Annotated in this window: 13 protein-coding genes; 3 read left to right on the forward strand and 10 right to left on the reverse strand. The window is 62.5% G+C overall.

Annotation, left to right across the window (positions count from 1 at the left end):
- Positions 1-55: 55 nt before the first annotated feature.
- The 10 genes from KYT97_RS01155 to KYT97_RS01200 form a co-directional block, all read right to left on the reverse strand.
- Positions 56-2,470: an NADH-quinone oxidoreductase subunit G gene (locus KYT97_RS01155; RefSeq protein ID WP_172935325.1), complete on the reverse strand. Its 2,415-nt coding sequence runs from the start codon at positions 2,468-2,470 to the stop codon at positions 56-58.
- Positions 2,467-3,768 carry an NADH-quinone oxidoreductase subunit NuoF gene (gene nuoF, locus KYT97_RS01160; protein WP_033234858.1) on the reverse strand — a complete coding sequence of 434 codons (1,302 nt, stop codon included), beginning with the start codon at positions 3,766-3,768 and terminating at the stop codon, positions 2,467-2,469. The genes KYT97_RS01155 and nuoF overlap by 4 nt, the downstream gene beginning before the upstream one ends.
- Position 3,769: 1 nt before the next feature.
- Positions 3,770-4,585, reverse strand: coding sequence for an NADH-quinone oxidoreductase subunit NuoE (gene nuoE / locus KYT97_RS01165; protein WP_172935326.1), 816 nt, complete (start codon positions 4,583-4,585; stop codon positions 3,770-3,772).
- Positions 4,582-5,898: an NADH dehydrogenase (quinone) subunit D gene (nuoD, locus tag KYT97_RS01170; protein WP_072782567.1), complete on the reverse strand. Its 1,317-nt coding sequence runs from the start codon at positions 5,896-5,898 to the stop codon at positions 4,582-4,584. The genes nuoE and nuoD overlap by 4 nt, the downstream gene beginning before the upstream one ends.
- Before the next feature lie 8 nt (positions 5,899-5,906).
- Positions 5,907-6,569, reverse strand: a complete 663-nt coding sequence (locus KYT97_RS01175; protein ID WP_172935327.1) for an NADH-quinone oxidoreductase subunit C — start codon at positions 6,567-6,569, stop codon at positions 5,907-5,909.
- Positions 6,566-7,120 (reverse strand): NuoB/complex I 20 kDa subunit family protein, encoded by a 555-nt coding sequence (locus KYT97_RS01180; protein ID WP_033234854.1) that lies wholly within the window; start codon positions 7,118-7,120, stop codon positions 6,566-6,568. Before KYT97_RS01180 ends, KYT97_RS01175 begins: the two co-directional genes overlap by 4 nt.
- A gap of 78 nt (positions 7,121-7,198) precedes the next feature.
- Positions 7,199-7,558, reverse strand: coding sequence for an NADH-quinone oxidoreductase subunit A (locus KYT97_RS01185; RefSeq protein WP_033234853.1), 360 nt, complete (start codon positions 7,556-7,558; stop codon positions 7,199-7,201).
- A 232-nt stretch (positions 7,559-7,790) separates the two neighbouring features.
- Positions 7,791-8,213: an Rv3143 family two-component system response regulator gene (locus KYT97_RS01190; protein WP_033234852.1), complete on the reverse strand. Its 423-nt coding sequence runs from the start codon at positions 8,211-8,213 to the stop codon at positions 7,791-7,793.
- Between the two features lie 160 nt (positions 8,214-8,373).
- The gene (locus KYT97_RS01195; protein WP_033234851.1) at positions 8,374-8,808 is read right to left on the reverse strand and encodes an SRPBCC family protein; all 435 of its coding nucleotides are present in this window, start codon (positions 8,806-8,808) and stop codon (positions 8,374-8,376) included.
- Between the two features lie 61 nt (positions 8,809-8,869).
- Positions 8,870-9,328 carry a toxin-antitoxin system HicB family antitoxin gene (locus KYT97_RS01200; RefSeq protein ID WP_033234850.1) on the reverse strand — a complete coding sequence of 153 codons (459 nt, stop codon included), beginning with the start codon at positions 9,326-9,328 and terminating at the stop codon, positions 8,870-8,872.
- A gap of 157 nt (positions 9,329-9,485) precedes the next feature.
- Between KYT97_RS01200 and thyX the strand changes: the two genes are divergently transcribed.
- The 3 genes from thyX (at position 9,486) to KYT97_RS01215 (ending at position 13,217) form a co-directional block, all read left to right on the forward strand.
- On the forward strand, positions 9,486-10,235 hold the full coding sequence (gene thyX, locus KYT97_RS01205) for an FAD-dependent thymidylate synthase (protein WP_033235005.1): 750 nt from the start codon (positions 9,486-9,488) through the stop codon (positions 10,233-10,235).
- Positions 10,236-10,304: 69 nt separating this feature from the next.
- A complete protein-coding gene (gene dapA / locus KYT97_RS01210; RefSeq protein ID WP_033234849.1) occupies positions 10,305-11,210 on the forward strand; it encodes a 4-hydroxy-tetrahydrodipicolinate synthase in 906 nt (301 codons plus the stop codon).
- A complete protein-coding gene (locus tag KYT97_RS01215; RefSeq protein WP_033234848.1) occupies positions 11,211-13,217 on the forward strand; it encodes a ribonuclease J in 2,007 nt (668 codons plus the stop codon). It begins immediately after the preceding gene.
- Positions 13,218-13,262 lie beyond the last annotated feature (45 nt).

The following is a 13,262-nucleotide window of genomic DNA, read 5'->3' on the forward strand; positions in this document are numbered from 1 at the left end:
GGATCGTGCCCGAACGCCGAAAGATCCACGGGTTCAGCGATAAACGTGACAGTGCTCATTGCGGCACCTGATTGGAGATCGTGACTATGTCGCCTGGGGATACTCCCAGCGTTCGATTGACTTCGCTGCCGGTCGAATTGAGGGGGAGCCAGACGACTCGCGTCGGCAGATCCGTGATGGCCAGTGGCAGCGTGATAGTTCCACGGTCCGAGCTGACCGACACAGGCTGACCTTCGATTGCTCCGATCTCCGTGGCAGTGCTCGCGCACAGCCGCACAACCGGTTCGTGGGCTGTTCCGGCCAGGTTGGGATCACCGTCCTGTAGTCGTCCTCGGTCGAGAAGTAGGTGCCAACTCGACAGGACGGCTTCGCCGGGTTGTGGTTCGGGACGCGCCGACGCGGGGGAGCGGGGAGCGGGTACCCGCTTGCCCGACCACGTTCCGAGCGCGAGGATCTCGGCGTGCGCGGTGGCAGCGTCGGGAAGTCCAAGGCTGATGCCCATCTCGGTCGCAATCGCCTGGAGGACTCGTTGATCAGGCATCACACCGGTGGTCCGCAGGGCAGTCTCGAAGGGACGCTCGCGGCCCTCCCAGTCGATGAATGTGCCAGGTTTCTCGGCGACGGCCGCCACCGGGAACACAACATCGGCCAGTTCGGTGACGCTGCTATGTCGAATCTCGAGGCTGACGACAAAGCCGGCGGATTGAACGGCGGCGCGGGCAGCGTCGGGATCCGGCATGTCGGCAAGATCGACCCCGCCGATCAGCAGAGCGCCCAGCGCTGAGTCCGATCCCAACATCTGTGTTGCACTCAGTCCATGCTCGGTGGGTAGTTCCGCCGACCAGGTCGAGGAAATATCTTCGCGAGCAGCAGGATCGGATACCGGTCTGCCCCCGGGGAGCAGTCCCGGCACAGCGCCGACTTCGACGGCGGCCCTATCTCCGGCGCGACGCGGAATCCACGCGAGCCGTGCACCGGTGGTTTCGGCCAATCGCTGTGCCGCCGAGAGTCCGCCGTCGATGGCGCCAAGTCTTTCGCCGACCAGAATGACTGCACCAGGCTGACGGAGCAGCCGGCCGACTTCGCCGTCGGGATCAGTCAGTGAATCCAGAAGGACAGGTTCGCCCCCTGGTGACGCCTGCAGAAGTGTGCCGGCCATTTTCTGTAGACCTCGGGTTGTAAAAGGAGCGAGAGACAGAACCCGAGTCTGCTGCGTCCGCGCAGCCTTGCGGAGGCGAAGGAAGACGATGGGCGATTCCTCTTCCGGTTCGAGTGCCACCAGAAGTGCGACCGGGGCAGCCTCGAGGTCTGCGTAGGTGACAGATTCATCGAGCGATCGGCCGGCGACGTGAGCGCCGAGAAATTCGGATTCCTCCTGGGTCTGGGCGCGAATCCTGAAGTCGATATTATTGGTGCCCAATGCGATACGTGCAAACTTGCTGTATGCGTACGCGTCTTCCATGGTGGACCGTCCACCCACCAGTACGCCCGCATTGCCCCGTGATTCGGCAAACTTCCGGGCCGCCATGTCAAGGGCGAACGGCCACGACGCGGGAACCAGTGCGCCCTCGCGGTCGCGGATCAATGGAGTGGTGATCCGGTCGCGTTGTGTTGCATACGAGAAGGCGAATCGCCCCTTGTCGCAGTTCCACTCCTCGTTGACGTCCGGGTCGTCGCCGGCGAGGCGCCGCAGTACCTTCCCGCGGCGATGATCGGTCCGTTGGGCGCACCCGTCAGCGCAGTGTTCGCAGACGCTGGGGCTGGACACCAGGTCGAAGGGACGAGCGCGAAAGCGGTACGACGTATTGGTGAGAGCGCCAACGGGGCACACCTGAATGGTGTTTCCGGAGAAGTACGACTCGAAGGGTTCGTTGGCGTAGATCCCGACCTGCTGCAACGCACCGCGCTCGAGGAGATCGATGAACGGGTCACCTGCGATCTGCTGCGAGAACCGGGTACACCGCGCGCACAGTACACACCGTTCCCGATCGAGCAGAACCTCCGACGAGAGGGGAATCGGCTTGGGATACGTCCGCTTCTCCTCGCCGAACCGGGATTCGGTCCGGCCCGTCGACATCGCTTGATTTTGCAGTGGGCACTCGCCGCCCTTGTCGCACACCGGGCAGTCGAGAGGGTGATTGATGAGGAGCAGCTCCATCACTCCGCGCTGCGCCTTCTCGGCGACGGGCGAGGTGACCTGGGTGTTGACAACCATTCCGTCCGCGACCGTCGTGGTGCAGGAGGCAAGCGGCTTGCGTTGGCCCTCGACCTCGACGATGCATTGTCGGCACGCGCCCACGGGATCGAGAAGGGGGTGATCGCAGAATCGGGGAATGACAGTACCGATCATCTCTGCGGCGCGAATGATCAACGTGCCCTTGGGAACCTGGACCGTGGTGCCGTCGATGGTGAGGGTGACGAGGTCCGACGGGATTACGTCACCGGTTTCGACATCAGCCGCTGCAGTCATGAGGTGTACGCTCCTGTCGCCAGAACGGACCGCGCGGGATCGAACGGGCAGCCGTCTTGATCGAAATGCATCAGGTACTCGTCGCGGAAGTACTTCAGCGACGACATGATCGGACTGGTCGCCCCGTCGCCCAAGGCACAGAAGGACTTTCCGAGAATGGTGTCGGAGATGTCGAGCAGTTTTGTCAGGTCGGACTCGGTTCCGCTTCCACCTTCGAGACGACGCAGAATCTGCACGAGCCAGTACGTGCCTTCGCGACAGGGAGTGCATTTGCCGCACGATTCATGGGCATAGAACTCCGTCCACCGCAGCACCGCCCGCACGATGCACGTCGTGTCGTCGAAGATCTGCAGAGCCTTGGTGCCCAGCATGGATCCGGCGGCGCCGACACCCTCGTAATCGAGTGGAACGTCCAGGTGTTCATCGGTGAAAATCGGTGTCGACGATCCGCCGGGTGTCCAGAACTTGAGAGTGTGGCCGGCCCGGACGCCGCCGGCGTAACCAAGCAGTTCGCGCAACGTTATGCCGAGAGGCGCCTCGTACTGCCCGGGAGTCGTGACATGACCGGACAACGAGTACAGCGTGAATCCCGGCGATTTTTCCGTACCCATCGACTTGAACCATTCGGGGCCGTTTTGGATGATGGCCGGCACGCTGGCGATGGATTCGACGTTGTTGACCACTGTCGGGCACGCATACAAGCCCGCCACTGCCGGAAACGGCGGCCGCAATCGCGGTTGCCCGCGGCGGCCTTCCAATGAATCGAGCAGCGCGGTCTCCTCACCGCAGATGTACGCGCCCGCGCCGGCGTGCACCACCAGATCGAGATCGAAGCCGGAACCCTGGATATCGCGTCCCAGGTAACCGGCCGCGTAGGCCTCCGAAACCGCAGTCTGTAGGCGTCGTAGCACCGGGACAACCTCGCCGCGCACGTAGATGAACGCCTTGGCCGCGCGAATTGCATAGGCCGCGATGATGACTCCCTCGACCAACGTGTGAGGGGTTGCCATCATCAACGGCATGTCCTTGCATGTTCCGGGTTCCGACTCGTCGGCATTGACCACGAGGTAATGCGGCTTGTTGTCGCCCTGCGGGATGAAACTCCACTTCAAACCGGTAGGGAATCCGGCGCCACCACGGCCACGCAGACCCGCGTCCTTGATGGTGGCAATCACGTCGTCGGCGGTGCCCGCGAGTGCCTTGCGCAACCCTTGATAACCGTCGTGCCGAAGATAGGCGTCGAGAGTCCACGAATGGGGTTCGTCCCAGTGCCGGCTCAGTACAGGCGCAAGTGCCATGTCATTTCCCTTCGCCGGAGCTGGGATTGTCGGTGGACTGCGCCGCGACCACTCTCAGTCCCGCGAGAGTTGCGGCGCCACTGGTCTGAGCCTCGGCAGCTTCGGCGCGGGAATCCGCGAATCCGGCCAGGGTGCGGGCGGTTTCGCGGAAAGAACACAGCGTGGCACCGCGACTGGGGGTGACACGCTCGCCGCTACGGAGTGCATCGACCAACGTGCGTGCAGACTCGGGCGTCTGGTTGTCGAAAAACTCCCAATTCACCATCACCACCGGTGCGTAGTCGCAGGCGGCATTGCACTCGATGTGTTCGAGCGTGATCTTGCCGTCCGACGTGGAAATCGAATGTGACGCCTCGTCACGGGAGCCCGCCGATTCGAGGTGCTCCTCGAGAGCCTCGAAGATGGCATCGCCGCCCATGATCGCGCACAGAGTGTTGGTGCAGACGCCTACCAGGTACTCGCCCGTCGGTCCGCGCCGATACATGGAGTAGAAGGTGGACACTGCCGCGACTTCGGCACCGGTCAAGCCGAGTTTGCCTGAGCAGAAGTCGATTCCGGCCGGCGTGATGTAGCCGTCCTCGGATTGGACAAGATGCAGTAGTGGCAGCAGCGCGGATCTGCTGGTAATCGCGCCTTCGCCTGCCGAATCGTCACGGTATCGCGCAATGACGGCCTCGGCATCGGCGTCGAGTCGTGCCAGGACGTCGGCAGGGTAGCTGCTTCGAGCGCCTGGTCGCACCAACTGGGTGGGTTCTTCGGGCCGTGGACCGAGTTCGAGGAAGACGCGGGTGCCACCGTTTTTCGTGGAGTCTGTCATCGGTCCACTCCGCCCATGACTGGATCGATGCTGGCCACCGACGCGATCACATCGGACACCATGCCTCCCTCACACATCGCAGCTACCGCTTGGAGGTTCGTGAACGACGGATCCCGGAAATGCACTCGGTACGGACGGGTGCCGCCGTCGGACACCATGTGAACGCCGAGTTCTCCGCGTGGCGATTCCACGGCCACGTACACCTGACCGGCCGGAACGCGGATACCCTCGGTCACCAATTTGAAGTGGTGGATGAGGCCTTCCATCGACGACTCCATGATCTTGCCGACGTGCTTCTGCGAATTGCCGAGTCCGTCATCACCTACCTGGAGATCTGCAGGCCACGCAATTTTCCGATCGTCGACCATGATCGGTCCCGGGGCCAGCTTGTCGAGGCATTGTTCGACGATCTTCAAGGACTCCTTCATCTCCTCCACCCGAATGAAGTACCTTCCGTAACAATCGGACCCGGTGTGTGTGATGACGTCGAACTCGTAGTTTTCGTAACCGCAGTAGGGCTGCGCTCGACGCTGATCGTGGGGGAGGCCGGTGGCCCGAAGTACCGGACCGGTGATGCCGAGCGCCATGCATCCGGTGAGGTCCAGGTATCCGATGCCGCTGGTTCGCGCCTTCCAGATCGTGTTGTCGGTGAGCATCAACTCCATGTCGCGCAGACGATTCGGCAGAACCTTCAACAGTTCGCGGATCTTCGGAATCGAACCTGCGGGTAGATCCTGAGCCAGTCCGCCTGGACGGATGAACGCATGATTCATCCGAAGACCGGTGATGGTCTCGAAGACGTCGAGTATCAGTTCGCGCTCGCGGAACCCGAACAGCATGGCAGTGACAGCGCCCAACTCCATACCGCCAGTAGCCAGCGCAACAAGGTGTGAGGAGATCCGGTTGAGTTCCATCAACATCACGCGCACAACGGTGGCGCGTTCCGGGACGTCATCGGTGATACCGAGTAGCTTCTCGACGCCCAGGCAGTACGCGGTTTCGTTGAAGAACGGAGACAGATAATCCATACGGGTGACAAAAGTGACGCCCTGAGTCCAGTTCCGGTATTCGAGGTTCTTCTCGATTCCGGTGTGCAGGTAGCCGATTCCGCATCGCGCCTCGATTACCGTCTCGCCCTCGATCTCGAGAATGAGACGGAGCACGCCGTGCGTCGACGGGTGCTGTGGCCCCATGTTGACGACGATGCGTTCGGCACCGGCATCGGATCGGCCCGCTGCCGCCGCGGCGACTATCTGGTCCCAGTCCTGACCTGAGGCGGTGTAGACCGTCTCCTGTGATGGTGTGTCAGCCATGTTGTTCATCAGATGTACGACCTGCGCTCGTCGGGTGGCGGGATGTGTGCTCCCTTGTATTCGACGGGGATTCCGCCCAGCGGGTAGTCCTTGCGCTGGGGGTGGCCCTGCCAGTCGTCCGGCATCTCGATGCGAGTGAGCGAAGGATGGCCGTCGAAGATGATGCCGAAGAAGTCGTAGGTTTCGCGTTCGTGCCAGTCGTTGGCCGGGTAGGTGCCCACCAGCGAGGGAATGTGCGGATCGGAATCCGGTACCGACACCTCCAACCGGATACGACGATTGTGGGTGATCGACGAGAAGGGGTACACCGCGTGCAGTTCGCGTCCGGCATCCTGTGGGTAGTGAACGCCGTTGACTCCGAGGCACAATTCGAACCGCAAGTCCGGTTCGTCTCGCAGACGGCGGGCCACCTGGGGTAGGTACGAACGTTCGATGTGCAACGTCAACTCGTCGCGGAAGATCACCACCTTCTCGACCGCGTCGTCGAAGGCAGTTCCGTTGTCCGACAGTGCAGCCGACAATCCGTCCGCGATCTCGTCGAAGTATCCGCCATATGGCCGCGTCGCAGCATCCGGTGCGGCGGCAGGGCGGGCCAACCGGTTGTACCCGGATGTGTCGCCACTGCCGCGTGCGCCGAACATTCCGCGGCGGTCGGAGGATTCATCGGTCATCGCAGCAGTCCCTTGATGTCGATCAGGGGAGTGGACGCCAGTGCGGCGCGCTCGGCAGCGGCGCGTGCTTCTTCGCGGTTGACGCCGAGTGGCATGTCCTGAATCTTTTTGTGCAGTTCGATAATTGCGTTGAGCAGCATCTCCGGACGTGGCGGGCATCCAGGCAGGTAGATGTCGACCGGCACGATGTGATCGACACCCTGGACTATCGCGTAGTTGTTGAACATTCCGCCCGACGACGCGCAGACACCCATGGAGAGCACCCATTTGGGTTCGGCCATCTGGTCGTAGACCTGCCGCAGGACCGGCGCCATCTTTTGACTGACCCGTCCGGCGACGATCATCAGGTCTGCCTGCCGGGGTGACGCGCGGAAGGCTTCCATGCCGAAGCGCGCCAAGTCGAATCGGCCGGACGTAGTCGACATCATCTCGATGGCGCAGCACGCAAGTCCAAAGGTTGCCGGCCACAGCGATCCCTTGCGGAAGTAGCCGGCCAGGCCCTCGACAGTTGTCAGGAGAAAACCGCTCGGAAGCTTTTCTTCAAGACCCATATTCGACTCGTTTCCGTCGTGAGAGTTGCCGTCGGATGCGTGTGCACTTGCTGTGTTTGCAACTGCGGGGAAATCAGGTCAGTCCCAACTCAGACCGCCTCGTCTCCATTCGTAGGCATACGCAACCGAGACGTTCACGACGAACAGGCCCATGGCCGCGAGTCCGAACAAACCGAGCGAATCGAAATGGACTGCCCAGGGATAGAGGAAGACGATTTCGATGTCGAAGATGATGAACAGCATGGCCGTCAGATAGAACTTGACGGGAAACCGTCCGCCACCGACGGCGCGGGGCGCCGGTTCGATGCCACATTCGTAGGCTTCGAGTTTCGCGCGGTTGTACCGGCGAGGCCCGACGACGGAGGCAAGAACGACTGACACCACGGCAAAGGCCATCGCAATGGCACCCAGAACGAGAATTGGCACATACGCGTTCATGTCGCACCGAACCTCTCTCCGTTTAGCGTGACGCCCCGTGAATGACGCTGCCCCAGAAGGCCCTGCTGTCCCTGCCAGATCGATACTGCCAGCATCTCGCCGATCGTGTGACCTGTGACACTTACCCTAGGTGGTGCCTCCGACATTGGGGCTGATTTTCGAACTGTGGAGTTTTGCTCCCGAGATGCCGAAGTGCTCGCCGCCGCAAGGGAACTGTGTAGGCACCGGCCGATCAGAGGTTCAGGCGAACGCGGAGCAAACGAATGACGGCCGACGCCAGTTCGATCGGGTCGAGTGGTTGGGAAACGGCAGCTTCCGCGCGTGACCACGACGCGAGCCAGGCGTCGTCGGGTCGACCGGTCAGAATCACGATCGGCGGGCAGTTCGCGATCTCGTCTTTGAGTTGCTTCGCGACGCCCATGCCCCCGGCCGGGCTTGCCTCGCCGTCGAGAATGGCGAGGTCGATGCCGCCGCGGTCGAGTCGATCGATCACCACCGGTGCTGTGGCCACCTCGACGTATTCGATCGGTGGGAGATCCGGATGGGGGCGCTCGCCGAGGGCGAGGCGGACCTGTTCGCGCGTGTGGGCGTCGTCGCTGAAGACGAGCACACGCACGGTGGCGGGGGTGCGAGGAGGTGCTGCCGCGTCGGACACGAGGCCGACGTTACCCCGCGACTATCCGTCGCGGCAGTGAATCATGAACTTCACCAAGGACTTTCCGTCGAGTGCGGCGGTCCGGGGGGTTCGTGAAATGCGGCAACCCTCGCGTCCGAGCTTGCGGGACGCGAGGGTTGTGCGCGAATAGTGCTGACTGTCAGAAGTTTTCGACGAACTTCGTCAGTCCCTTGCTGGCGGTCTCCAGCGCCGTCTTCTGGGCTTTCTTCACCAGGAATCCCGGCAGCGGAATCTTGGGGTCGATGGTCAGTTCGAAACTGATCTTCGTTCCGCCATCGGTGGGGGTGAGGGTGTACGAGCCGTCCTGCTGGTTCTGCTGTCCACTCTCGACGAGGGTCCAGCTCACCTTCTCGTCACCGTCGAAGGTGTAGTCCACAACTTGCTCGTCGTTGATGCCGAGAATCGACACGGCCATCCGGACGCGATGCGGCCGACCGTCGTCATGTGTGGTCTCGATCGTGATCTTCTTGTGCGCAGACGACCATTCGGGCAACCGGTCCACCGCTGCAACCGCTGCCATGACCGTGGCCGGATCGGCCTTGATCTCGAATTCCTTGACGCCCGAAACGGCCATACGTCTACTCCTTACATGCCTGACGGCAACAACTTCGTGGACTTGCTCGGACGCAATTAGATCAGTCCATGCCGTTCTTACGCATCTGATCCCGCAAAGCGCCTTGCACGGCTTGCGACACCCACGAATTCAAGGAGACGCCGTTCTGATTTGCGGCTTCTTCGGCGCGGGCCTTGATCTGCTCCATCATGCGCAGGGTGACCCGGCTGATGTCGCCGCTGACGTCGTCGAACGAGTAGACGTTTTCCTTGGCGGGCTCCTCGGCCCCGGAATCCTTCGATGCTTTCTGGACGTCGACCAGAATGTTGTTGCCGTCGAGATGGACCTTGACGTCGCGGTCCTCGATCTCGGCTCCGATTTCCTTGGCGAGCTCGGTTGCCGCGGCCAGCAGAACGAGGCGTATCGACGGTTCCATGGCGGCCGCGAGTGACGCCGCGATGCGACGGGTGTGGTCGTCGCCGAGTTCGGCCGCCGTGACGAGGTCATCGTGCAGCTTTGCGGTGTACTCCGAAATATCCATGACACCACAGTGACGTCAAAAGTGACGTCAGTCAAGGTGCCGTCTGGCGTCAGGGCTTCCCAGGTGGTTTCTGCCTATAGAGTTGCCGCGCAGCAAGGCCGGAAGCGTCCGGTTGGCCTGACAGCCGGAAGTGTCCGGCGGACTCGAGGAGTATGTAGTGCCGCACACGGTGTCACTGAAAGTGCAGATGGTGGCAAAGTCCGAGTTCTTCCCGCCGGACGACATCGACTGGGAAACCGATGCCGACGGCGGTGAGGCACTTGCGGAATTCGCCGGCCGCGCCTGCTATCAGAGTTGGTCCAAGCCCAACCCGCGCACAGCCACGAACGCCGGATACATTCGACATCTCCTAGAAGTCGGGCATTCGTCTGTCCTCGAACATGCGACGGTCAGTTTCTACATCACCGGAATCTCGCGCTCCTGTACCCACGAATTGATCCGTCACCGCCACTTCTCGTACTCGCAACTCTCCCAGCGGTTCGTTAGGGAGAACGATGCAAGCGTCGTGGTCCCGCCGGCTGTCGAAGGTGACCCGGAACTCGAAGCGCTGTTCCTGGCCGCCACCGAGGAAAGTCGACGGGCCTACGGCGAACTGCTCGCTGCGTTGGAAGGCAAATTGCAGTCCGTCCCCGGCGCACCCGTGCGCGGCAAGCAAGCGCGTCAAGCCGCTCGCTCGGTGCTGCCCAATGCCACGGAAACCCGTCTCGTAGTCAGCGGAAACTACCGTGCTTGGCGACACTTCGTGGATATGCGCGCCACCGAGCACGCGGACGTCGAGATCAGGCGCGTCGCGATCGAGTGCTTGCGGCAACTTCAAACCGCTGCGCCAAATGTGTTCGGAGACTACGAGATTCTGCGCAGAAGTGACGGATCGGAAATTGCCGTCAGCTCGTTCGCTGCCGAGTGAAGTTACGTTCGCGACTCGACTGAAGACTCGTGTGCAGAAGTAAGCGACTGACCGGGTAACCTTCTGACCATGACCTACGGTGATTCCGCTTCTCTCGTCGAGCGTCCGTTCGGCACCATTTCCGTTGCGATGGTGACCCCGTTCACTGCCGACGGGAAGCTGGACGTCGACACGGGCGTGCGCCTCGCAGCCCATCTCGTCGACAACGGCTGCGACGGCCTTGTCCTTGCCGGCACAACGGGTGAGTCTCCGACCACCACCGAATCGGAGAAGCTCGACCTGCTCCGCGCGGTAATCGACGCCGTTGGCGACCGCGCCAAGATCGTTGCCGGAGCCGGCAGCAACGACACTGCACACAGTGTCGAACTCGCCCGCGACGCGGCCCGCGTCGGCGCTCACGGCCTTCTTGTTGTCACGCCGTACTACTCACGTCCCCCGCAGGCCGGGCTCTACGCGCACTTCACCGCAGTTGCCGACGCCACCGACCTGCCCGTCATGCTCTACGACATTCCGCCCCGCTCCGTTGTCCCCATCGAGACGGAGACAATCCGTCGTCTTGCCGAGCATCCCCGCATCAAGGCCGTCAAAGACGCCAAGGGTGATCTCAACGCGGGTGCAGAATTGATCGGCACCACCGAACTTCAGTTCTTCTCCGGCGACGACCCGTTGAACCTCCCGTGGCTCGCAGTCGGAGCCACCGGCTTCGTCAGCGTCATCGGACACCTGGTTCCTGGTCGACTGCGTGAGCTTCACACCGCATTTGTCACCGGCGACATCGCCCGTGCACGCGAAATAAACCTCAGTTTGATCCCTGTGATCCGTTCCGTCGCCCGTTTGGGTGGCGTCAGCGCGTCGAAGGCGGGTCTGCGACTCATCGGTATCGATGTCGGAGAACCGCGCCTTCCGCAGGTTGCACCCACTAAAGAGCAGATCGACGGTTTGGCCGCCGATCTGCATGCGGCAGGAGTTTTGTAAATGACCCGTCCCCCCCGACGTCGTAGTGCCAGTCGCCAAGCCGGACCGCCTTCGATCCCGGCACCCGAATCAGCTACGCCGGCAACCCCGCCGGCAGCTCCGGCTCCGGTAGCAGCTGAGCCTGCTGCCGCGGCGTCGGCCCCGAAAAAGGCTGCACCGCAAAAGGCTGCACCGCAAAAGGCTGCAGCCCAGAAATCGGCGCCGCAAAACGCAGCACCGCAAAAACAAGCCCGGAAGAGCGCTGCAGGCAACCGCCCGTCAGCCGGCAAGTCCGGTAACTCGCGTTCCGGGAACAAGCGTCCCGACAACCGTCCGCAGGTGGACCCGACCGCGCGTCTGGGCATGCCGCCCAAGGCCCCGGCCAGTGGACTTCGTGTTGTTGCGCTCGGCGGTATCGGCGAAATCGGTCGAAACATGACCGTCTTCGAACACAAGGGCAAGTTGCTGATCGTCGACTGTGGCGTTCTGTTCCCCGAGGACCAGCAGCCCGGCGTCGACCTCATCCTCCCGGACTTCCGTTACATCGAAGACCGCATGGACGACGTCGAAGCCGTCATCCTCACGCACGGCCACGAAGACCACATCGGCGCGTTGCCGTTCTTGTTGCGCCTGCGCGCGGACATTCCCGTCATCGGTGCCAAGTTCACACTCGCGCTCGTGGCGGCGAAGTGCCGTGAACATCGCCTGCGGCCCAACCTCGTCGAGGTCGTGGAAGGTGACTCCACCACGCACGGTCCGTTCGACTGCGAGTACTTCGCGGTCAACCACTCCATCCCGGACGCGCTCGCCATTGCGATCCGCACCGACGCCGGAGTTGTACTTCACACCGGTGACATCAAGCTCGATCAGCTTCCGCTCGACGGGCGCCTGACCGACCTCGCCGGATTCTCCCGCCTCGGTGACGAGGGTGTCGACCTTTTCCTCGTCGACTCCACCAATGCGGAAGTGCCGGGATTCGTCACGCCCGAACGCGAAATCGGCGGCGTGCTCGACAACGTCATCGGCAAGGCCAAGCAACGCGTCATCGTGGCGTCGTTCGCCAGCCACGTGCACCGTATCCAGCAGGTTGTCGACGTCGCGGCGCGGTACAACCGTCGCATCGTGTTCGTCGGCCGGTCGATGGTCCGGAACATGCAGATCGCACAGGATCTCGGCTACCTGCGGGTGCCAGACGGTCTGGTCGTCGACATCGATACCGCAGCCACACTTCCCGATGATCGACTGGTTCTCATCTCCACGGGTTCGCAGGGCGAGCCTCTCGCAGCGCTCTCGCGGATGGCTCGCGGTGAGCATCGCCAGATCAACATCCGTGCCAACGACCTCGTCGTTCTTGCGTCCTCGCTGATCCCTGGCAACGAGAACTCCGTCTTTGCCGTGGTCAACGGTTTGGCCAAGCGTGGCGCCACTGTCGTCACGCAGCAAAGCGCCAAGGTCCACGTATCGGGTCACGCCTCCGCCGGTGAGTTGCTGTACCTGTACAACGCGGTGCGCCCCACCAATGCCATGCCGGTGCACGGTGAATGGCGCCACCTGCGCGCAAATGCAGCCTTGGCCAAGGCGACGGGTGTTCCGGAAGAACGCATCGTGCTGGCCGAGGACGGCGTTGTCGTCGACATGGTCGACGGTCTTGCCGAGATCGTCGGACGCGTTCCGGTCGGACACGTGTACGTCGATGGACTCTCCGTAGGCGATGTCGGCGAGCCGACGCTCTCGGACCGTCTGGTGCTCGGTGAGGGTGGCTTCATCGCCATCACCATCGTCATCAACGAGTCGACGGGACGCGCGGTCAGTACCCCCGAGGTGTCCGGACGTGGATTCTCCGACGACCCGACCGCTCTCAAGGACGCTGCACAACTCGTGGAAGCAGATCTTCTGCGCCTCGCGGGCGAAGGAATCACCGACGCACATCGCATCGCACAGTCGGTGCGTCGCGTGGTCGGCCGTTGGGTTGCGGACAAGTACCGTCGTCGCCCGATGATCATTCCGACGGTTATCGCGGTTTCCTGAGCGACTTCTCCCGGTAGAGGGAGAAGTTTCGCGTACGTTGGCGAA

The sequence above is a fragment of the Rhodococcus globerulus genome, from assembly GCF_019334125.1.
GTDB classification, from domain to species: domain Bacteria; phylum Actinomycetota; class Actinomycetes; order Mycobacteriales; family Mycobacteriaceae; genus Rhodococcus_F; species Rhodococcus_F globerula.